The following is a 21,266-nucleotide window of genomic DNA, read 5'->3' on the forward strand; positions in this document are numbered from 1 at the left end:
GAGGCGGCGCCAGCCCCGCCGCCGGCGCCAGCACCCATGGCCCCGCCGCGTGCGGCCGCCTACATGGCCGCCTCGACGCTGCTGGCCATGACCCAGGGTTTCGGCCTGAACCTCGTCGCCGCCAACATCCCCCAGCTCCAGGGGCCGCTCGGCGCCACGAGCACGGAAGCGGTCTGGCTGATCGCGGCCTATATGGCGCCCAACGCCTCGCTGTCGCTGGCGCTGATCAAGATCCGCAACCAATACGGCCTGCGGCCCTTCGCCGAGCTCGGCATCGCCGTCTTCCTTGTTGTCTCCGTGCTGCACATCTTCATCACGGATTTGCAATCCGCCATCGTGCTGCGCTTTTTCGCCGGCATCGCGGCTGCGCCGCTGTCCTCGCTCGGCTTCCTCTACATGCTGGAAGCCTTCTCGCCGGCGCGCAAGCTGACGGTCGGCATCTCGCTGGCGCTCACCAATATCGGGCTGGCCGCACCGCTGACCCGGCTGATTTCGCCGGCACTCATCGATCTCGGCGGGGTGCGGGCGCTCTTGCAGTTCGAGGTGGCGCTGGCCATGCTGTCCTTCGCCGCCATCTACCTCCTGCCGCTGACCGCGCCGCCGCGGGTGAAGGTCATCGAGAAGCTCGATATCGTCAGCTACCTGTTCATCGCCATCGGGTTTGGCGCGGGCGCCGTCGTGCTCGTCACCGGGCGCACTTACTGGTGGCTGGAGGCGCAGTGGATCGGCGAACTGCTGGTGGTGATGGTCGTCGCACTCACCATCGCCGCGGTGATCGAGCTCAACCGCAAGACGCCGCTCATCGACCTGCGCTGGCTGTTCAGCCGCGAGATCCTGCATTTCGCCGGCGTGCTGATCCTCTTCCGGCTGATGCTCGCCGAACAGACGGCGGTCGCCGGAAACTTCTTCCAGATCACCGGGCTCCTGAACGACCAGCTTATAGGCCTCTATACCACGGTGACGCTCGCCACCATCGCCGGCGGCCTCGTCTGCGCGGCCGTCCTGAAACCCGGCCGGGAGCCGGGCCTGCACATGGTCGCCCTGATGTTGATCGGCGTCGGTGCCTATCTGGACAGCCATGCGACGAACCTGACGCGGCCCGAGCAGATGTACTGGAGCCAGGCGATGATCGCGGCGGGCGGCAGCCTGTTCCTGCCGCCCGCCATCGCCTCCGGCTTCACGCTGGCGCTGCGCAAGGGGCCGCAATATATCCTGAGCTTCATCGTCGTCTTCCTGGTGACGCAGAGCCTCGGCGGCCTTGCCGGCTCCGCGCTCTTCGGCTCCTTCATCACGCTGCGCGAGAAATTCCACTCGAACATCCTCGCCCAGGCGATGACGCTGGCCGATCCGCTGGTCGCCGCCCGCGTCTCGCAGCTTTCCGCCGCCTATGGCCGCACGATCGTCGATAGCGCGGTGCTGAAGGCGGAAGGCGTGGCGCTGCTCAGCCAGCAGGTGACGCGCGAGGCCAATGTGCTCGCCCACAACGATGCGTTCTTCGTCATCGCGCTCTTGGCCGTGGGGGCTGCGGCCGCCCTTGCCATCCACCTGCTTACCGTTCGTATCAGAGAGGCCATTGCGCGCAACCGCGAGCAAGCGGCCGTTGAAGGTTGACCGACATGAAGACTTACATCCGCCACACAGCCACAGCACTCGCCGTGCTTCTCGGCATCGCCGGCCTCGTCGCCGTGCTCTACGCCTGGCACCTGCCGCCCTTTTCGAGCGAGGTCCAGACGACGGACAATGCCTATGTGCGCGGCTACGTGACGCTGATCAGCCCGCAATTGAGCGGCTATGTCACGGATGTGCCGGTCAAGGACTACGAGACCGTCAAGGCCGGCGCCGTGCTCGCCCGCCTCGACGACCGCATCTACCGCCAGAAGGTCGAGCAGGCCAATGCGACGCTTGCCACCCAGAAGGCGGCGCTTGCCAATTCCGTTCAGCAGGAAAACGCCGCCAAGGCGCGCATCGGCGCCAGCGACGCCGCCCTTGACAGCGCGCGCTTCGCCAAGCGCCGGGCGGAGGAAAACTGGAACCGCATCGAGGAACTGTCCAACAAAGGCATCGCCACCCAGAGCGACCGCGAGCAGAGCCGCACCACGCTCGACCAGGCGAACGCCTCCGTCTCGCAGGCCGAGGCGAATCTGGAAGTCTCCAAGCAGGACCTTCAGACGATCATCGTAAGCCGGGATTCGCTGCGGGCCGCCGTGGCGGGCGCCGAGGCCTCGGTGGAGCTTGCCAAGATCGACCTGTCCAACACCAGCATCACGGCGCCGCGCGACGGCGTGGTGGGCGAGGTGGGCGTCAAGCTCGGCCAGTATGTCGCCGCCGGCACGCAGCTCATGGCCGTCGTGCCGCACGACACCTGGGTCATCGCCAATTTCAAGGAAACCCAACTCGCCTATATCCAGCCCGGCCAGAAGGTCGAGGTCAGCGTCGATGCGCTGAAGCATGCCACGCTGACGGGCCACGTCGAGCGCTTCTCTCCCGCCGCCGGCTCGGAATTCAGCGTCATAAAGCCGGACAACGCCACCGGTAACTTCACCAAGGTCGCCCAGCGCGTGCCGGTGCGCATCGCGATCGACGAGGGGCAGGAGCTGGCGAAGCACCTGGCTCCGGGGTTGTCGGTGGTGGTGAAGACGGTGGTGGGGGAATAGGCGAAAGGCGCTGTTTTCGGGTGTGGCGTGGATCCTCGGGTCAAGCCCGAGGATGACGGAGGAGAGGTTGGCGGGCAATCTCTAGATACGTGCCGCTCAGCCAATAAACATCAACGGCTCCCGCGCTCGCAAACGCCAATGGCTTATCCGCCAACACACGCTCGTGGTTCACCTTCCGACCGTCACCCCACCCTCCGTCATCCTCGGGCTTGACCCGAGGATCCACACGGCACGCGCGACGTGGTTGGTTGAAACGGCCTGACCACAAGAACCAGCCCGATCACTCCGGTAAACGATAATCCAGCAACCGCCCCTGGCGCATGTCGAATAGCTTGCCCGTCTCCGCAAAGTCCCGAGCCACCAACGGCAGGATGGCCTTCGCCACTTCCGACGGGTGCTGCACCGTCATCGGGTCTTCGCCCGGGATCGCCTGGGCGCGCATGGCGGTGCGGGTGCCGCCGGGGTCGAAGGAGGTGATGCGTAGCGCCGTGCGCTGCGTCTCGGCGGCCCAGGTGCGTGCCAGCGCCTCGACGGCGGCCTTGGAGGCGGAGTAGGGGCCCCAGAAGGGCTTGCACTTGTGCGCGGCGCTCGACGACAGGACGACGGCGCGGCCGGCATCCGACTTCAAGAGCAACGGCTCGACCGAGCGGATGAGGCGCCAGGTCGAAGTGACGTTGATCGCCATGACCTTTTCGAAAACCTTGGCCTCGACATGTCCGATCGGCGAGATCACGCCGAGAATGCCGGCATTCGCCACGAGGATGTCGAGCTTGCCCCAGCGCTCGAAGATCGAGCCGCCGAGCTTGTCAATCGCCGGCATGTCGGTGAGGTCGAAGGGCACGAGGGTCGCACTGCCGCCGACGGCCTTGATCGCATCGTCCAGCTCTTCCAGCCCGCCGACGGTGCGCGCGCATGCGATGACATGGGCGCCGGCTTTTGCGAGTTCGAGGGCGGTGAAATAGCCGATACCGCGCGACGCGCCGGTGACCAGCGCGATGCGGTCTTTCAGGTCGATGCTCATGCTGCTGTCAATTATCCGTTGCTTGCCATTACCGAGATCTTCCGTCCCATCGTCTCGCCTTCCTTGTCAAGGAGGCGCGTCGGATAGTCGCCGGTGAAGTAATGGTCGGTGAACTGCGGGCGGGCCGGGTTGCGGTCCTCGCCGCCGACGGCGCGGTAGAGCCCGTCGATGGAGATGAACTCCAGCGAATCCGCCCCGATGTACTTCGCCATCGCCTTGACGTCGTTGTACTGATTGGCGAGCAGCTTGTCGCGGTCCGGCGTGTCGATGCCGTAGAAGTCCGGGTAGAAGATCATCGGGCTTGCGACGCGCACATGCACTTCCTTGGCGCCCGCATCGCGGATCATCTGCACGATCTTCAGCGACGTCGTGCCGCGCACGATCGAATCGTCGACGAGGATGACGCGCTTGCCGTCGATCATCGCGCGGTTGGCAGAATGCTTCAGCTTGACGCCGAAGGCGCGGATCTGCTGCGTCGGCTCGATGAAGGTGCGCCCGACATAGTGGTTGCGGATGATGCCGTATTCGAACGGAATGCCGCTTTCCTGTGCGTAGCCGAGTGCCGCCGGCGTGCCGCCATCCGGCACCGGCACGACCACGTCGCCCTCGACCGGATGTTCCTTGGCGAGGTTGATGCCCATGTTCTTGCGCGCGACATAGACGCTGCGGCCGCCGACGACCGAGTCGGGACGGGCGAAATAGACATATTCGAACAGGCAGAGCCGTTCCGGCTGCACATTGCCCGCCTTCTTCGCCTCGATGGAGATCGAGCCGTCCGGCTGGATCTCGCAGACGATGATTTCGCCATTCTCCACGTCGCGGATGTATTTCGCGCCGATGATGTCGAGCGCGCAGGTTTCCGAGCAGAAGATCGGCTTGCCATCGAGCTCGCCCATGACGAGCGGGCGGATGCCGGTGGGGTCGCGCGCGGCGATCAGCTTGGTGCGGGTGATGCCGAGCATCGAATAGCCGCCTTCCATCTGGCGGATCGCGTCGATGAAGCGGTCGGTCGTGGAGGTGTAGCGCGAGCGGGCGATGAGATGGAGCACGACTTCGGTATCCGACGTCGACTGACAGATGGCGCCACCGGCGATGAGCTGGCGGCGCAGCGTCAGGCCGTTGGTGAAGTTGCCGTTATGGGCGACTGCGATGCCGCCGACTTCCAGTTCCGCGAAAAGCGGCTGCACGTTGCGCAGCGCCACTTCGCCAGTGGTGGAATAGCGCGTGTGGCCGATCGCCATGGTACCGGGCAGCTTGGCGATCGTCACCGGGTTGGTGTAGTGGTCGCCGACGAGGCCCATGTGCTTTTCGGTGTGGAACTGCTTGCCGTCGAAGGAGACGATGCCGGCCGCCTCCTGGCCGCGATGCTGGAGCGCATGCAGGCCGAGCGCCGTGAGGGTGGCTGCTTCCGGATGGCCGAGAATGCCGAAGACGCCGCACTCTTCGTGAAGCGTGTCGCCGTCGAGATCGTCATCGTGGCGGCCGGGGAACTTGAAATCGCTCATTGCTGCAAGCCTTTGCTCGGGACCGTAGGAGGTTGCACGGGTCTGGTCTTCGTTGCGTCCTGGCCACGCCCATATGGGTATGGCCTAAAGCATTTGCCACCGAGGCCCGGAAGCATCAGTGGCGATCGTCTCATCCTATCAAAAAATCGGGGCGCCCGCCTTCGTCAATTATCGCGAGTGGCGGCGCCCCTGATCACTTATCCGTTCGTGGCCGGAACCTCTTCGGCGGGCGTCTGGCCCGTCGTGCCTTGGCCCGTAGTACCCTGACCCGTGCCGGTGGCCGCATCCGGGTCTTCCGCGCCGCCTTCGCCGTCGGTCGGCTGGCCTTCCACGGGCTTGCCGCGCAGGCGGTCGAGGATCGTCGCGTCGGCATCTTCCGGCAGCAGCGCCACGAGGCGCGAGCCGAGATTGTCGAGCAGCGGCTTCGACTTCGCGGTGGTGACCCAGGACGGCTGCTGCTGCGGTGCGACCAGCCAGTTGAAGAACAGCATGGCGACGACGACGAGCAGGATGCCGCGGGCGGCCCCGAACAGGAAGCCGAGCGTGCGGTCGAGCGCGCCGATGCGGCTGTCGATGATGAAATCGGCGATGCGCATGGTGATGAAGGAGATCACGATGAGCGCGACGAGGAAGACGGCGGCGGCGGAGCCGACCATCGCGACCGTGTCGCTCGTCGTATAGTCCTTCGCATAGGGCAGGAGGACCGGATAGAGGAAGTAGGCGGCTGCCGCGGCACCCACCCAGCTTGCGACGGAGAGCACCTCGCGCGAGAAACCGCGCACCATCGCCAGCACGGCGGAGAACAGCGCGACGCCGATGACGATACCGTCGAGAATTGTGATGGGCATATTCGTCCTACTCCAAACCCGAAATGTCGCCGGGCCCACGTCGCCTAAAGCCGGGGGCACCTTAACGCAAGGCCTATCCGTCGTCCCGCTTCGGCACGCCGACCGCCGATGTTTCCCACAGGCCTTTGCCGCGCGCCACAGGGCGTCAAACGTCCTCGTCCTCCCGCTTGAGGGCGGCCTTCGATCCGGCAATGCGCGCCACCAGATCCGGCAGGCTGTCGATCTCGCTCCAGCGGCCGCCCGTGCCTTTCGGCAGATCGGCGGAACCGGCGGGGAGCACGGCCTGCGAAAACCCCAGTTTTTCCGCCTCCTTGAGGCGCTGGGCGGTGTGCGCCACCGGGCGAATGGCGCCCGACAGGCTGACTTCGCCGAAATAGACGCAATCTGCGGGAAGGGCAAGTCCGGCGAGCGACGAAACCAGCGCAGACGCGACGGCAAGGTCGGCCGCCGGCTCCGAAATGCGATAACCGCCCGCCACATTGAGGTAAACATCGTGTTGCCCGAGGCGGACGCCGCAATGCGCCTCCAGCACCGCGAGGATCATCGAGAGCCTCGCCGAATCCCAGCCGACGATGGCGCGGCGCGGCGTGCCGAGCGATGTGGGGGCGACGAGCGCCTGCACCTCGACCAGCACTGGCCGCGTGCCTTCCATGCCCGCGAAGACGGCGGCGCCCGGCGATTTTTCATTGCGCTCGCCGAGGAAGAGTTCGGAGGGATTGTTGACCTCGCGAAGGCCCTTGTCGGACATTTCGAAGACGCCGATCTCGTCCGTCGGGCCGAAGCGATTCTTGACCGTGCGCAGGATGCGGTAGTGATGGCCGCGGTCGCCCTCGAAATAGAGCACGGCATCCACCATGTGCTCGACGACACGCGGACCCGCGATCTGGCCTTCCTTGGTGACATGGCCGACCAGCACCATGGCGGCGCCCGTCTGCTTGGCGAAGCGGATCATCGCCTGCACGCCGGTGCGCACCTGCGTGACGGTGCCGGGGGCCGCGTCCGCCGTGTCGCTCCACAGCGTCTGGATCGAATCGATGATGACGAGGTCCGGCCTTTTGCCTTCGCCAACGGTGGCGAGGATGTCCTCGACATTGGTTTCGGCGGCAAGCAGCACGTCGGTCTCGGCCGCATGCAGGCGCTGCGCGCGCAGGCGCACTTGCGCGACGGCCTCTTCGCCCGACACGTAGATGATGCGGTGGCCGCGGCGGGAGAGGGCGGCGGCGGCCTGCATCAGCAGCGTCGACTTGCCGATGCCGGGATCGCCGCCGATCAGCACGGCGGAGCCGCGCACGAAGCCGCCGCCGGTCGCGCGGTCGAGTTCGGCAATGCCGGTGTGGATGCGCGGCGCTTCCTCGATTTCGCCCGATAGCGCCGTCAGCGCCACCGGCCGGCCCTTCTTCGGCACCTTGCCGGGGCCGGAGCCGATGCCGCCCATCGGGTCTTCCTCGACGACGGTGTTCCACTCGCCGCAGCCCTCGCATTTGCCCACCCAGCGGGAATGCGCGGTGCCGCAGTTCTGGCAGATGAATTGGGTGCGGGCTTTCACCATTAAATCGCGCTCTCCGGAAGGGTTTGGGAATCGATCCGGAAGCCTCTAGCACAAAACGGGAACATGTCCTATTTTTTCACCGCCTCGTAGCGCCGCTCGTAGCGGCGGCCGAGGCCGGTCAGGAGTTCGTAGTCGATGGTGCCGCCGGCGCGCGCCACGTCCTGGATGGGCATGTGGCGGCCGAAGAGCTCGATGAAGTCGCCGGCGCGCACGCTGCCGGGCGGAAGGTCCGTCACGTCGAAATGGGTGAGGTCCATGGTGACGCGGCCGATCAGCGGCACGGTGCGGCCATGCAGCACGCCGCTGGCGCCCGCGATGTTGGCCGTGCGCAGCGGCACGCCGGAGCCGGAGAGGCTGCGCATGTACCCGTCCGCATAACCGACGGCGGCGACGGCGATGCGGGTGTCGCGGGTGAACACCATCGACGCGCCGTAGCTGACGCTCTCGCCGGCCTTCGCCTCACGCACCTGCAGGATGCGCGCCTCGGCGGTGACGACGGGCTTCATCGGGTTCGGCACGTCGTTGACGGCAGCGCCGCCGTAAAGCGCGATGCCCGGGCGGGTGAGGGTGAAATGGTAGTCCTCGCCGAGAAAGATGCCGGCAGAATTGGCGAGCGTCGCATCGATGCCGTCGAAGGCCTCGATGGCGCTGCGAAAACGCTGGAGCTGCTGCCGGTTGAGCGGGTGGCTCGGATCGTCGGCGCAGGCGAGGTGGCTGAGCAGCATGATCGGCGAAAAACTCGCCGGGCGCGCGACGTCGCCCGCCAGCGCCAGCGCATCCTCGACCCGGAGGCCGAGCCGGCTCATGCCGGTATCGACATGCAGCACGCAGGGCAGGTCGCCGCCATCGGAGATCGCCGCCATGAAGGTGACGAGCTGCTCCTCCGAGACGATGACGGGCACGAGGTCGAATTCGAAGAACAGCCGCTCCGAGCCGGCCCACATGCCGGACAGAACATAGATGCGGACATCCGGGAGCAGGGTGCGAAGCGCGGCGCCTTCCGCCGGGGTTGCGACGAAGAAATCGCGCGCACCCGCCTGGTGGAAGGTCTTTGCCGCCGGCTCCAGCCCGATGCCATAGGCGTCGGCCTTCATGACCGCGGCGGTGCGCGCCGCGCCCGAGCGTCGCGCCATGGCGCGCCAGTTGTCGAAGAGCGCGGAGAGGTCGATCGTCAGGCGGGCATGGTCCTCGCCGGCGACGGGAAGGGTGGAACGGGCGGGCGTGTGATGCGTGCTCATGGTTTTGAGATACAGCCTGTGGATCATGGCGGCAATACGCCCGCAGGCCGCATTGCCGGGGCGAAAGGGCGCCTCTATGGTGCGGCCCAAAAAGCCGGGAAGTAAACGGGGAAGCACATGCAGGCGCGGACACGGACGATCGTTTTGGGCGTGGCGCTGGCCGCAGCCTGCTTCGCGCCGGCCGCCGCGCAGGATGCGCCGACGGATGCCGAGATGCGCGAGGCGCATGCGGTGCTGCTCGGCCTTGCGCAGGACGGCGCCGAGCCGGAGCGCGACGACAGCGCGGACATCTACTATTCGATCGTCGACAACCCGAATGCGCCGCGGCTGGTGACGCGGCTCGAAGTTTCCGGCGCGCCCTGCCGCGCACGCACCACGTCCGCCCTGCAATTTCCCGATCAATGGGCGAGCCTGACGCTCGGCATCGTGGATCTCAGCCGCGTCACCGCCGTCACGGCCTATGCCTCGGTCGACGACATGATCGCGGAAGGAAACCCCGTCGCCTTCGATGCGCCGGAGGCGCAGCAGATCGTCCTGACGGGGAAGGGGCTGCTCTGCACCAGCCGCATGTCGCTCTCCGGCGAAAGCGGCGCCCCGGACGACATGTGCGCCGACCGGCTCGACCTGCCGATGATGGACGAGGAGCAGAAGGCACGCGCCAAACGCGCGCTCGCCATCGTCGCGGATTTCTGCAAGGCCCCGGCTTTCGGTAAGAAGTGAGGGCGGGAAGCGGCACCTAGACTATCCGCACGACCTTTCTTTTCGTCATGGTCGGGCTTGACCCGACCATCCACGCCACACCCGCGGCCTGAATCTTCGGGTCGAGCCCGAGGATAACGGAGGAGGAGGTGTGGCGAATTTTGGAGCGGTCCGCCTCAGTGTTCGTATTGGCTGAAGGACGGGTCGGCGAGGTCGGTGAAGCGGGTATACTCCGACTGGAAGGCGAGTTTTACCGTGCCGGTCGGTCCGTGACGCTGCTTGGCGATGATGACGTCGGCGGTGCCCTTCACGGCCTCGAACTTCATCTTCCACTCTTCGTATTTCGGGTCGAACTCGTCGCGCGGCTCCATGTTCTTCACGTAATATTCTTCGCGGAACACGAAGAGCACCACGTCGGCGTCCTGTTCGATCGAGCCCGATTCGCGAAGGTCGGAGAGCTGCGGGCGCTTGTCCTCGCGGCTTTCCACCTGACGGGAAAGCTGGGAGAGCGCGATGATCGGTACGTTCAGTTCCTTGCCGAGCGCCTTGAGGCCCGTGGTGATCTGGGTGATTTCCTGCACGCGGTTGTCGCTCGACTTGCCGGAGCCGGTCATGAGCTGGATATAGTCCACCACCAGGCAATCGAGGCCGCGCTGGCGCTTCAGGCGGCGCGCGCGGGCGGAAAGCTGGGCGATGGAAATACCACCCGTCTGGTCGATATAGAGCGGCACCTTCTGCATCATCTGGGAGCAGGCAACGAGCTTTTCGAAATCGGCCTCGGAAATGTCGCCGCGGCGGATTTTCGAGGAGGAGACTTCCGTCTGCTCGGAGATGATACGGGTGGCGAGCTGTTCGGACGACATTTCGAGCGAGTAGAAGCCGACGACGCCGCCGTTCTTCGGCTTGAACGACCCGTCCGCCTGCACTTCCGGCTCATAGGTCGCGGCGATGTTGTAGGCGATGTTGGTGGCAAGCGAGGTCTTGCCCATGCCGGGGCGTCCGGCGAGCACGATCAAGTCCGAGCGCTGGAGGCCGCCCATGCGGGCATCGAGCGAGTGGATGCCGGTGGAGATGCCGGAGAGCGAGCCGTCGCGCTCGAAGGCCGCCCCCGCCATGTCGATCGCCTGGGCGACCGCGTCGTTGAACGACTGGAAGCCGCCGTCGTAGCGGCCGGTCTCGGCGAGCTCGAACAGGCGCCGTTCGGCATCCTCGATCTGGGTCTGCGGCGGCATGTCGAGCGGCGCGTCATAGGCGATGTTGACCATGTCCTCGCCGATATTGATCAGCGAGCGGCGCAGCGCGAGATCATAGATCGCGCGGCCATAGTCTTCCGCGTTGATGATCGTCACGGCGCCGCCGACGAGGGCGGCCAGGTATTGCGAGACCGTATGCTCGCCGACCTTCACATCCGTCGGCAGGTGCGTCTTGAGCGTGATCGTCGTGGCGATCTTGCCCATGCGGATCATGTCGCCGGCGACCTCGTAGATCTTGCGGTGCAGCGGCTCGTGGAAATGCACGGGCTTCAAGAAATCCGAAACGCGGTAATAGGCGTCGTTGTTGAGGATGATGGCACCGAGCAGCGCCTGTTCGGCCTCGATGTTGTTCGGCGACTCGCGGTGATGCAGCTCCGCATTGTCGCGATTTTGCTGGTTGAGCTTTCGCGCAGCGTCGTTCATCGTCCCGAATCTCCCCGTCCCTGTTTCCGAAGCCCGCTGGTTTCTTCGCTTTGCCGGAAGGGGTCAAGCGCTTCCGCAGGCTCTCGCCGTTTAAGCCCGTTGTTAGACTTTTCCACAGGCGGCGGGGACACAGCAAGTCCGGATTGCGCCGGGCCTGCTGGCTTTCGATTGACTCGTATGCCGAATCTCAGAGCGAGGCCTCCTGCGGGAACTGCCGCGCGCCGCGCCGGTCGCCCTTCGGATTGCCCTCGTGCGCCTTGAGGCAATCCTCGCCGCGCCCGATATATTCGCGCGTCAGCGGCACGGCCTCCTGGTCATGCGCGAGCTGGAGCTGGAAGACGACGAGGTTCTGCCAGCGGAAGGCGCTTTCGGAGGCTGCCAGGTAGAACTCCCAGATCCGGCAGAATTTTTCGTCATAGAGTGCCTTCGCCTCGTCGCGCCGCGCCAGGAAACGCTCCCGCCAGTGGCGCAGCGTCTCGGCATAGTGCAGCCGCAGGATTTCCACGTCGGTGACCGCAAGCCCGCTCTTTTCCACAGCCTGCATCACCTCGGAAAGGGCAGGGATGTAGCCGCCCGGGAAGATGTACTTCTCGATGAACGGGTTGTTGGCGGAGGGCCGGTCCGTGCGGCCGATCGTGTGCAGCAGCATGACGCCGTCGCGTTTCAACAACGACGCGCTCTTCTTGAAGAAGGTCAGGTAATTCGGCCGGCCGACATGCTCGAACATGCCGACGGAGACGATGCGGTCGAAGGGGCCTTCCGTGTTGCGGTAGTCCTGCAGCAGGAATTCGATGTCGCCAGCAAGCCCGGCCTCGTTCGCCCGCTTCACGGAGAGCGCGTGCTGCTCGTCGGAGAGCGTCACGCCGGTCACCTTGGCGCCGAGCTGGCGGGCAAGGTAGAGCGCCATGCCGCCCCAGCCGCTGCCGATGTCGAGCACGCTCTGGCCAGGCCGGTTGATGTTGAGCTTGGCCGCGATGTGGCGCTTCTTGGCAAGCTGCGCCTCGTCGAGCGTCTGGTCCGGCCGCTCGAAATAGGCGCAGGAATATTGCCGGTCCTGGTCGAGGAACAGGTCGTAGAGCGCGCCGGTCAGGTCGTAGTGGTGCTGGACGTTGCGGCGCGAGCGCACGATGCTGTTCTTCTCGCGCGCCCAGCGCAGGAGGTAGCGCCCGCGCTCCAGCACGCGGCTCCAGAATGTGTCGTAATATTTGAAATCGGGACTGCCGGTGAACACGGCCTTGAGCAGGCCGTATATGTCGCCTTCGATGATGTCGACATCACCGGTGCCGTAGTGATGGCCGAGATAGTAGGCGGGATCGAGGGCGATGCCCCACACGGCCTTCCTGCTGTTGAGACGCATGTGGACCGGGTTGCCCGTGCCGTCGCCGAAGACCTGGCGGGTTCCGTCCGGGTAGGTGATCGTCAGGTTTCCGGTCTCGACGAGGCGGGAAACGAGAGCCTGTACAATGAATTTCATTCGCTAAACTCCGTCGCGCTTAAAAACGTGGCGGGACGGGTCTGGGTCGGAAACCGGCCTGGGAAGCGGCCCGACCGCCAATCCAGTCTAACGAAGTATAAATATTGATGCGGGAAGCCGGATTTCAAGCCGTGCTTTTTGGCCCTTGAAACGAAAACGGGCCGGCAGAGCCGGCCCGTTCTGGAAAATGCCTGACGATCAAGCGTCTTCGTCTTCGCCGTCAGCTTCCGGATCGAAGAAATCTTCCGGCTTCAGGGCGTCTTCGTCGATGCCGTAGATGGCGTCGGCCGAGGTGAGGCTTTCGCCCTTGGCCTGGCGCTCGGCTTCGTCGGCGGAGCGGGCAACGTTCAGCTCGATGGTGATCTCGACTTCGGCGTGCAGGTGCAGGACGACCTTGTGCAGGCCGATCGCCTTGATCGGGGTGTTGAGTTCGACCTGGTTGCGGCCGATGTTGAAGCCTTCGGCAGCGAGCACTTCAACGATGTCGCGGGCAGCGACCGAGCCGTACATCTGGCCGGTTTCGCCGGCGGAGCGCACGACGATGAAGGACTTGCCGTCGAGCTTTTCGGCAACCGACTGGGCTTCCGACTTGCGCTCGAGGTTGCGGGCTTCGAGCGTCGAACGCTCGGATTCGAAGCGCTTCTTGTTGGCTTCGTTGGCGCGCAGCGCCTTGCCGAGCGGCAGCAGGTAGTTGCGGGCAAAGCCGTCGCGAACCTTTACGGTTTCGCCCATCTGGCCGAGCTTGGCGATGCGTTCGAGGAGAATGACGTCCATTTTAGAGTTCCTTTCGTGACGTTCAGGTGTTCTGGTTTTTCTTTTCCGCCGGGCCGGTGGGCGTCAGCGCTATGGTGCGCCGCGTGTCCATCAGGCCCAGAATGAGGATGACGAAGACCGGTATCGTGAAGAGCAATACCGAGAGATAGACGAGCCACAGCACGGGAAGCCGCCAGGACTTGCCGCGCGTCCTGAAATGCAGGCTCGCGAAGCCGGCGAGCACGAAACCGGCCCCGAAGGTGCCGCAGACGAGCGCGCCGATGATCGCCGGTACGCCGCCGAAGAAGGCGACGAGGAGACCGGCGAGGAAGAAGAAGATTGCGTTGCGGTGCATGCGCAGCGTCGAGGGCATGTCCTCGCGCGGGCGAAGACCCTTGCCGGAAACACGCACGATGAAGCTGGCGATATAGTAGGCCGCAAACAGCAGGAAGACCCAGAGCGCGCCCTGCACCAGCGGCAGCGCCAGCGCGAACACGGCCTTGAGCTGCGCGATGGCCGTCGCATCCGGATTGTAGAGCGGCTCCTGCGCCTTCAGCGTCTGGATGACGATATCGACGAGCTGGCTCGCCATGGCGCTGTCGTAGCCGACGATCGCGCCGACGGCTATCATGCCGAGCGTCACCATGATGGCGAGATGCACGAGGATGTTCGACAGCGGATACCAGGCGAGCGCGTTGTCCGGGCCGCCGAGCTCGGAGGCCGGGCGGGCGAGGTTCGCGAGGTTGGACAGCCAACCGGCCGGGATCAGCGTGATGATGACGATCAACAGCGCGAAATAGGAGGAGACGAGGGCCGATGCGATGGCGCCGCCGGCGACGACCGCGATCAAGGCGCTGGCATTGCCCCAGCCAAGGCCGGCAATGAGAATGGGAAGGGCGGACGCGGCGTAAAGCACGATCGCAAACGACGACTGCGCGTTCGCGCTCAGCGAAAGCAGAGCGGCGGTCACACCGGCAATCAGGCCGGTCGCAATCGATGTCGGCGTCAGGTTCTTCACGGTTCGCTGTCCTGTCTGGTCAGACAGTTAGAGGAGTTTCCTGACAAACTGATTCAGGACCGTCTCCCCAACATGGGTTTTGGCTCTTAAAAAAGCCGGCGGCTCCGATCCGCGCCCAACGCGGAAGGGAAATGGGGAAGGCGGCGCAAACCGTCTTCCCCGGAGTCATGTGCCTCGGCCCGACGTCGAGTCAGGCCGCAGAGTCACGTCATTACGCTACGACGTAGGGCAGCAGGCCGAGGAAGCGGGCGCGCTTGATCGCCTTGGCGAGTTCGCGCTGCTTCTTCTGGGAAACGGCCGTGATGCGGGACGGAACGATCTTGCCGCGCTCGGAGATGTAACGCGACAGAAGACGGACGTCCTTGTAGTCGATCTTCGGAGCGTTTGCGCCCGAGAAGGGGCAGGTCTTGCGGCGGCGGTGGAACGGACGGCGTGCCGGAGCGGAGGAAGTATCAGCCATTGTCTTAATTCTCCTTCAGCTTCGATTACGCGCGGTCTTCGCGCGGGCGGCGTTCGCCACCACGGTCCGGACGATCGCCGAAGTCACGGCGCGGCGGACGGTCGCCGAAGTCGCGGCGCGGGCCACGGTCGTCGCCATCGCGGCGCGGACGGTCGTCGCGGTCGCGCTTCTGCATCATGGCCGACGGGCCTTCCTCATGGGCTTCCACGGCGATGGTCATGTAACGAAGAACGTCTTCGTTGATGCGCATCTGGCGTTCCATTTCGTGGATCGCAGCAGCCGGGGCATCGATGTCCATCAGGGCGTAGTGTGCCTTGCGGTTCTTCTTGATGCGGTAGGTCAGGGACTTGAGGCCCCAGTTTTCGATACGGCCGACCTTGCCGCCGTGTGCTTCGATCACACCCTTGTACTGTTCGACGAGACCGTCGACCTGCTGGGCGGACACGTCCTGGCGGGCCAGGAATACATGTTCGTAGAGAGCCATGTGGCTTTGCCTTTCTTGCGTTTACACCCGAAACCGGCGCCAAGCCTCAACGACAGTTCTTATGGGGCCAGAGGCCCGGGGCAAGAAAAGCGTTAATCCAGACGGTCGAGAGCGGAGACACGGGAGGCTGGAGCCCTTGGCTCCAAACGGCGTTCCAAAAGGAAAGCCGGCCCTCCGTTCAGCCACCAGCCGATTGACCGGGTGTGTTGAACAGCGCGCTTATACGGATTTTTGCGCCGAACGCAAGGGCTGGCGGGCGAAAGCTTTGCCCCGTTTTGCAACAGGGGCGGGAACCAAATCGCGAATGCCGCATTCTTCCTTCCGATCCAACCAGATGGAGTGACCGACATGCAAGACCCGAACCTTGTCAATCGTCCCCCGGAAGATCGCTTGACGCGTCCGGTGGATGACCGTGGCCCGACCGTCGTCAACCAGACGAGCCGCGGCAGCGGCACCGGCGGCTGGGCCGTCGCCGTGATCCTGGCTGTCCTCGTCGCCGTGGGCATCTTCTATTTCGTCGGCAGCGGAACGCCGGGTGACGGCGTCGACCCGAATGCCAATACCTCGGCAATCGGCACGACCGATACGGCACCGGCGGGTGGCACGACCACCGAAGGCCAGACTGGCGGCACGCAGACGCTGGAAACCCAGCCGAGTGGCGGCCAGCCGGCTGAAGGTGGTGGCGCAACCACGACCACCCCGTAACGTCACCCGAAAGGGGCGCAAACGAAGAAACCCGCCGGAAACGGCGGGTTTCTTTTGTCTGTGGGGTCGAACCGGCCATTTGCGCGAAACTCTTTCCGGTTTTTTTGAAGAATTGCTTTCGACGAACTCGGCTAGCCTGATCCGCCCGAAGTCTGGAGGTTTCGGGCGCGCCCTCGGGGCGAAAACGACCAAGCCGGGAGGAGAAGGCATGACTTACCGCAACGATCGTGCGCGAGCACGACGCAGTAAAGCCGCGCGCAAAATCGCGATCTTGAGCGAGGTCCGCGCATGAACGCCCATACGCATCCGGACCTGCCGCCGTCGCCGTCGAGCGAACTGGTCTTCGCGCTGGAGGATCGGCCGAAGCCGCCGATCGCGCTTCTCGCCGCCATCCAGCACCTGCTCGCCATCATCGTGCCGATCGTCACGCCGGGGCTCCTGATCTGTCAGGCGCTCGGCGTTTCCGCGCGCGACACGAACATGATCGTCTCTATGTCGCTGGTCATTTCGGGCATCGCGACCTTCGTCCAGTGCCGCCGGTTCGGTCCGCTCGGCGCCGGCCTGCTGATCGTCCAGGGCACCAGCTTCAACTTCGTCGGCCCGCTGATTGCCGGCGGTGTGCTGATGGTCAATTCGGGCACGCCCGTCGAGGCGGTCATGGCCTCGATCTTCGGCGTGGTGATCGCCGGCTCCTTCATCGAGATGGGGCTTTCGCGCGTGCTTCCCTTCATCCGCAAGCTGATCACGCCGCTCGTCACCGGTATCGTCGTGCTGATGATCGGCCTGACCCTCATCAAGGTCGGCCTCATCAGCATGGGCGGCGGTTTCGGCGCCATGAAATCGGGCACGTTTGCCAATGGCGAGAACCTGCTGCTGTCGGGCACCGTGCTGGCGTTGATCATCGGCTTGAACCGCATCCAGGTCGTATGGGTCCGCAGCAGCGCCATCATCATCGCGCTCGGCGTCGGTTATGCGCTGGCCGCCTGGCTCGGCCGGCTCGATTTTGCCGGCATCCACCAGGCCGCCTGGTTCCAGGTGCCCACACCGCTGCATTTCGGGCTGGATTTCTCCTGGACGCTGTTTGCGCCCATGGTGGTGATCTACCTGGTGACCTCGCTTGAGGCGATCGGCGACATTACCGCCACCAGCAAGATCTCGCGTCAGCCGGTCGAAGGCCCGGTCTGGATGGAGCGCGTGAAGGGCGGCGTGCTGGTCAACGGCGCGAACTCCTTCCTCGCCGGCATCTTCAACACCTTCCCAAGCTCGGTCTTCGCGCAGAACAACGGCATCATCCAGTTGACCGGCGTCGCCAGCCGCCATGTCGGCGTCTATATTGCAGGCGTGCTTGTCATCCTCGGGCTGTTCCCGGCCATCGCCGGCGTCATCCAGGCCGTGCCGGAGCCGGTGCTGGGCGGGGCGGTCATCGTGATGTTCGGCGCGGTCGCCGCCTCCGGCATCAACATCCTGGCGGGCGTGCAGCTCGATCGCCGCGCGCTCTTGATCATCGCCATCTCGCTGGCGCTCGGGCTTGGCGTCTCGCAGGTGCCGGAATTCGTCTCGCACATGCCGCGCTTCATGAAGGATGTGCTGGAATCGGGCGTTGCGACCGGCGGCCTCTGCGCCGTGCTCTTGAACTGGCTGCTGCCGGAAACGCAGGAGCCGAAGCCCATCCACTGATCATCGGTCCGGGCGGCCGAGGCCGCCCGGCCTGTCTTTTACATCGGTGCCGGATAGAGCCGGTGGATGCGGCGAATGCCGTTCAGAACTTCGGGCGAGAGCTCCAGGTCCTTCGCCCCGATGTCCGTCTTCACCTGTTCCATCGTCGTCGCGCCGATGATGACGGAGGCCATGAAGGGCCGCGTCAGGCAGAAGGCGAGCGCCATCTGGGCGGGATCGAGCCCGTATTCCTTCGCCAGCGCCACATAGGCACGCACCGCCGGCTCCTGATGCGGCTGGTAGCGGCCGCCGAGGTCGCCGTTCTTCGTCAGGCGCGAGCCTTCCGGCCGGGCACCGTCGAGATATTTGCCGGTCAAGAGCCCGGCGGCGAGCGGCGAATAGGCGAGCAGGCCGATATCCTCGTGGTGCGAAACTTCGGCGAGGTCGAGATCGTAGGCCCGGTAGAGCAGGTTATACTCGTTCTGGATCGAGGCGACGCGCGGCAGGCCCTTCTCCTCGGAAAGCTTCAGCAACTGCATCGTGCCCCAGGCCGTATCGTTGGAAAGGCCGAAGGCGCGCACCTTGCCGGCCTTGACGATATCGCCGATGGTCTCGTGGATTTCCAGAAGCTCGGCGGCGACCTTCTCGCGGTCCTGCTTGGACGGGTCGTAGCTCCAGGCATTGCGGAAGTGATAATGCCCGCGGTTCGGCCAGTGCAGCTGGTAGAGGTCGAGATAGTCGGTGCCGAGGCGGGAGAGGCTGTTGTCGATCGCCTCCAGAATGCCGGCGCGGCTCATCGGCTGGCCGCCGCGAATATAGGGACGGCCGGGGCCGGCGACCTTGGAGGCGAGCACCACCTTGTCGCGGTTGCCGCGCGCCTTCATCCAGGAGCCGATGAAGCGCTCGGTATCGCCGTAGGTTTCGGGGGAGAGGGGCGTGGTCGGATAGAGTTCGGCAGTATCGATAAAGTTCACGCCCTGGGAGAAGGCGTAGTCGAGCTGGTCGTGCGCGTCCTGCTCGCTGTTCTGCGAACCCCAGGTCATCGTGCCAAGGCAGATTTCCGACACGCTGATGCCGGTCCTGCCGAGCGGATTATATTTCATGGGAGGAGAAATCCTGTTGTGGGAACGGCGCGAATGTAGGCCGGTCGCCGCAAAGTGCAAGCCGGAAGTCTGTGCGAAGCCCTTGGAAATGCCGGCCGCGCGGCTTGCGGGATTGGCCCGACGCCTTGACTCGGCCTTCCGGAATGTGAATGGAAAAGAAAACATAAGATGGGAGACCCCCGATGAGCGTAGCATTCACCTTCCCCGGCCAGGGCAGCCAGGCCGTCGGCATGGGCAAGGATCTCGCCGAAACCTTTCCGGAAGCGCGCGCCGTTTTCGCGGAAGTCGACGAGGCCCTCGGCCAGAACCTTTCCGCCATCATGTTCGAGGGACCGGAAGAGTCGCTGACGCTGACGGCGAACGCCCAGCCGGCGCTGATGGCCGTGTCCATCGCCGTGATGCGCGTGCTCGAAGCGCGCGGCCTGTCGCTGAAGGATCAGGTTTCCTATGTCGCCGGCCATTCGCTTGGCGAATATTCCGCGCTCTGTGCCGCCGGCACCTTCTCGCTGGCCGATACGGCACGCCTGCTGCGTATCCGCGGCAATGCCATGCAGTCGGCCGTGCCGGTGGGCGAGGGCGCCATGGCGGCGATCATCGGCCTGGAGCAGGCGGATGTCGAAGCGGTCTGCCAGGAAGCCTCCAAGGGCGGTAGCTGCCAGATCGCCAATGACAATGGCGGCGGCCAGCTCGTCATCTCCGGCTCGAAGCCCGCGGTCGAAGTCGCGGCACGGCTTGCGACGGAGAAGGGCGCCAAGCGCGCGCTGATGCTCACCGTCTCCGCCCCCTTCCATTCGTCCCTGATGGCGCCCGCCGCCGACGCCATGCGCGAGGCGCTGGCCGGCGTTTCGGCAAAGGCCCCGGTCGTGCCGGTCGTCGCCAATGTCCGCGCAGCGCCGGTCAGCGATCCGCAGGAGATCATTCGCCTGCTCGTCGAGCAGGTCACCGGCCAGGTGCGCTGGCGCGAGACGGTCGAATGGTTCGCGAAGAACGACGTCACCACGCTTTATGAAGTGGGCTCGGGCAAGGTCCTGACCGGCCTCGCACGCCGCATCGACAAATCCGTCACCGGCATCGCCATCAACACCCCCGCCGATATCGACAGCGCGCTCGCCGCGCTCATCGGCTGATCTCTCTTTAAAGGAGCGCAACCATGCTTGATCTTACCGGCCGCAAGGCCCTCGTTACCGGCGCGTCCGGCGGCATCGGCGAAGAGATCGCCCGCATCCTCCACGCCCAGGGCGCCATCGTCGGCCTGCACGGCACGCGCGTCGAGAAGCTCGAAACGCTCGCCAACCAACTTGGCGAGCGCGTGCATATCTTCCCGGCCAACCTCTCCGACCGCGCCGAGGTGAAGGCGCTGGGCGAGAAGGCGGAAGCCGAGCTCGGCGGCGTCGATATCCTCGTCAACAATGCCGGCATCACCAAGGACGGCCTTTTTGTGCGCATGAGCGATGACGACTGGGATGCGGTTCTCGAAGTGAACCTGACGGCGGTCTTCCGTCTGACGCGCGAACTTACCCACCCGATGATGCGCCGCCGTTATGGCCGCATCATCAACATCACGTCGGTCGTCGGCGTCACCGGCAATCCGGGCCAGGCGAACTATTGCGCCGCCAAGGCCGGCATGATCGGCTTCACCAAGTCGCTGGCCGCCGAGATCGCGACCCGCAACGTGACGGTCAACTGCGTCGCCCCCGGCTTCATCGAAAGCGCGATGACCGGCAAGCTGAACGACAAGCAGAAGGACGCCATCATGGGCGCCATCCCCATGAAGCGCATGGGCACCGGGGCGGAAGTCGCCTCCGCCGTCGCCTTCCTCGCCTCGTCGGAAGCCTCCTACATGACGGGCCAGACGCTGCATGTGAACGGCGGCATGGCGATGATCTGACGAGGGGCAAAGCACCCGGTCAACCAGCTGAAATTGCATGTTGACCGCCGGAGCCCCAGCCATTTTCGCACTTTGCGACAGACATAAACCGTGTTAATCGGGCCATGACTGTCAGCAGTCGACCGTGAAATGCCTGCGCGTTCAGGCGGTACAAAACAGTATCGCCAATGCCGCATTGCCGGTTGAAGGGATTGCCGGATGTGTTCTTGAGGCACATCGGGCGTGTTGAGTGTCCGGTGCCGTGACAGGCGCCGATCAAAAACAAAGGTCGAGGAATCCGACATGAGCGACGTAGCAGAACGCGTAAAGAAAATTGTCATTGATCATCTGGGTGTTGACGCCGAAAAGGTCAGCGAAGGCGCAAGCTTCATCGATGATCTTGGCGCGGACTCGCTCGACACCGTCGAACTGGTCATGGCGTTCGAAGAAGAATTCGGCGTCGAGATCCCGGACGATGCTGCTGACTCGATCCTGACGGTCGGCGACGCGGTCAAGTTCATCGAGAAGGCCCAGGCCTGATCTGACTTCCGGCGGG

At 64.9% G+C, this 21,266-nt stretch carries 20 protein-coding genes; 8 read left to right on the forward strand and 12 right to left on the reverse strand.

Annotated elements, in window-relative coordinates; all coding sequences use genetic code 11:
* Window positions 1–36 precede the first annotated feature (36 nt).
* Together J2Y63_RS04925 and J2Y63_RS04930 are read left to right on the forward strand one after the other, a co-directional pair.
* Window positions 37–1,611, forward strand: a complete 1,575-nt coding sequence (locus J2Y63_RS04925; protein WP_435265514.1) for an MFS transporter — start codon at window positions 37–39, stop codon at window positions 1,609–1,611.
* A gap of 5 nt (window positions 1,612–1,616) precedes the next feature.
* Window positions 1,617–2,654, forward strand: a complete 1,038-nt coding sequence (locus J2Y63_RS04930) for an HlyD family secretion protein (RefSeq protein ID WP_256118828.1) — start codon at window positions 1,617–1,619, stop codon at window positions 2,652–2,654.
* Between the two features lie 280 nt (window positions 2,655–2,934).
* Here J2Y63_RS04930 and J2Y63_RS04935 read toward each other — a convergent pair whose 3' ends face one another.
* The 5 genes from J2Y63_RS04935 to alr form a co-directional block, all read right to left on the reverse strand.
* Window positions 2,935–3,675, reverse strand: a complete 741-nt coding sequence (locus tag J2Y63_RS04935) for an SDR family NAD(P)-dependent oxidoreductase (RefSeq protein ID WP_256118829.1) — start codon at window positions 3,673–3,675, stop codon at window positions 2,935–2,937.
* Window positions 3,676–3,686: 11 nt separating this feature from the next.
* Window positions 3,687–5,180, reverse strand: a complete 1,494-nt coding sequence (gene purF / locus J2Y63_RS04940; RefSeq protein ID WP_256118830.1) for an amidophosphoribosyltransferase — start codon at window positions 5,178–5,180, stop codon at window positions 3,687–3,689.
* Window positions 5,181–5,377: 197 nt separating this feature from the next.
* A complete protein-coding gene (locus J2Y63_RS04945; protein ID WP_435265191.1) occupies window positions 5,378–6,028 on the reverse strand; it encodes a CvpA family protein in 651 nt (216 codons plus the stop codon).
* Window positions 6,029–6,173: 145 nt separating this feature from the next.
* A complete protein-coding gene (radA, locus tag J2Y63_RS04950; protein ID WP_435265192.1) occupies window positions 6,174–7,577 on the reverse strand; it encodes a DNA repair protein RadA in 1,404 nt (467 codons plus the stop codon).
* A gap of 68 nt (window positions 7,578–7,645) precedes the next feature.
* Window positions 7,646–8,815, reverse strand: coding sequence for an alanine racemase (gene alr / locus J2Y63_RS04955; RefSeq protein WP_435265193.1), 1,170 nt, complete (start codon window positions 8,813–8,815; stop codon window positions 7,646–7,648).
* A gap of 117 nt (window positions 8,816–8,932) precedes the next feature.
* On the opposite strand from alr, the gene J2Y63_RS04960 reads away from it, so the two are divergent.
* Complete coding sequence (locus J2Y63_RS04960; RefSeq protein ID WP_435265194.1) at window positions 8,933–9,535, forward strand: hypothetical protein; 603 nt, start codon at window positions 8,933–8,935, stop codon at window positions 9,533–9,535.
* Window positions 9,536–9,690: 155 nt separating this feature from the next.
* Here J2Y63_RS04960 and J2Y63_RS04965 read toward each other — a convergent pair whose 3' ends face one another.
* From J2Y63_RS04965 to rpsF, 6 genes are all read right to left on the reverse strand, one after another.
* Window positions 9,691–11,190 (reverse strand): replicative DNA helicase, encoded by a 1,500-nt coding sequence (locus tag J2Y63_RS04965; RefSeq protein WP_256118835.1) that lies wholly within the window; start codon window positions 11,188–11,190, stop codon window positions 9,691–9,693.
* Window positions 11,191–11,377: 187 nt separating this feature from the next.
* Window positions 11,378–12,664 (reverse strand): class I SAM-dependent methyltransferase, encoded by a 1,287-nt coding sequence (locus J2Y63_RS04970; RefSeq protein ID WP_435265195.1) that lies wholly within the window; start codon window positions 12,662–12,664, stop codon window positions 11,378–11,380.
* 198 nt (window positions 12,665–12,862) lie between these two features.
* Window positions 12,863–13,438, reverse strand: a complete 576-nt coding sequence (gene rplI / locus J2Y63_RS04975; RefSeq protein WP_256118837.1) for a 50S ribosomal protein L9 — start codon at window positions 13,436–13,438, stop codon at window positions 12,863–12,865.
* Window positions 13,439–13,460: 22 nt separating this feature from the next.
* Window positions 13,461–14,435, reverse strand: a complete 975-nt coding sequence (locus J2Y63_RS04980; protein WP_256118838.1) for a YybS family protein — start codon at window positions 14,433–14,435, stop codon at window positions 13,461–13,463.
* A 211-nt stretch (window positions 14,436–14,646) separates the two neighbouring features.
* Window positions 14,647–14,895: a 30S ribosomal protein S18 gene (gene rpsR, locus J2Y63_RS04985; RefSeq protein WP_069059269.1), complete on the reverse strand. Its 249-nt coding sequence runs from the start codon at window positions 14,893–14,895 to the stop codon at window positions 14,647–14,649.
* Window positions 14,896–14,920: 25 nt separating this feature from the next.
* Window positions 14,921–15,379 carry a 30S ribosomal protein S6 gene (gene rpsF, locus J2Y63_RS04990; RefSeq protein ID WP_256118839.1) on the reverse strand — a complete coding sequence of 153 codons (459 nt, stop codon included), beginning with the start codon at window positions 15,377–15,379 and terminating at the stop codon, window positions 14,921–14,923.
* A 390-nt stretch (window positions 15,380–15,769) separates the two neighbouring features.
* On the opposite strand from rpsF, the gene J2Y63_RS04995 reads away from it, so the two are divergent.
* Window positions 15,770–16,084, forward strand: a complete 315-nt coding sequence (locus tag J2Y63_RS04995) for a hypothetical protein (RefSeq protein ID WP_256118840.1) — start codon at window positions 15,770–15,772, stop codon at window positions 16,082–16,084.
* Window positions 16,085–16,372: 288 nt separating this feature from the next.
* Entirely contained in the window at window positions 16,373–17,761 is a 1,389-nt protein-coding gene (locus J2Y63_RS05000; protein WP_256118841.1) for a nucleobase:cation symporter-2 family protein, read from the forward strand.
* 38 nt (window positions 17,762–17,799) lie between these two features.
* Here J2Y63_RS05000 and J2Y63_RS05005 read toward each other — a convergent pair whose 3' ends face one another.
* Window positions 17,800–18,843, reverse strand: a complete 1,044-nt coding sequence (locus J2Y63_RS05005) for an aldo/keto reductase (protein WP_435265196.1) — start codon at window positions 18,841–18,843, stop codon at window positions 17,800–17,802.
* A 182-nt stretch (window positions 18,844–19,025) separates the two neighbouring features.
* Between J2Y63_RS05005 and fabD the strand changes: the two genes are divergently transcribed.
* The 3 genes from fabD to J2Y63_RS05020 all read left to right on the forward strand — a co-directional run bounded on the left by fabD (window position 19,026) and on the right by J2Y63_RS05020 (window position 21,250).
* Entirely contained in the window at window positions 19,026–19,970 is a 945-nt protein-coding gene (gene fabD / locus J2Y63_RS05010; protein WP_435265197.1) for an ACP S-malonyltransferase, read from the forward strand.
* Between the two features lie 23 nt (window positions 19,971–19,993).
* Complete coding sequence (gene fabG / locus J2Y63_RS05015) at window positions 19,994–20,731, forward strand: 3-oxoacyl-[acyl-carrier-protein] reductase (RefSeq protein ID WP_435265198.1); 738 nt, start codon at window positions 19,994–19,996, stop codon at window positions 20,729–20,731.
* Between the two features lie 282 nt (window positions 20,732–21,013).
* Complete coding sequence (locus J2Y63_RS05020) at window positions 21,014–21,250, forward strand: acyl carrier protein (protein WP_018327362.1); 237 nt, start codon at window positions 21,014–21,016, stop codon at window positions 21,248–21,250.
* Window positions 21,251–21,266: the final 16 nt, after the last annotated feature.

The sequence above is a fragment of the Shinella sp. BE166 genome (genome assembly GCF_051201095.1).
Classification (GTDB): Bacteria; Pseudomonadota; Alphaproteobacteria; order Rhizobiales; family Rhizobiaceae; genus Shinella; species Shinella lacus.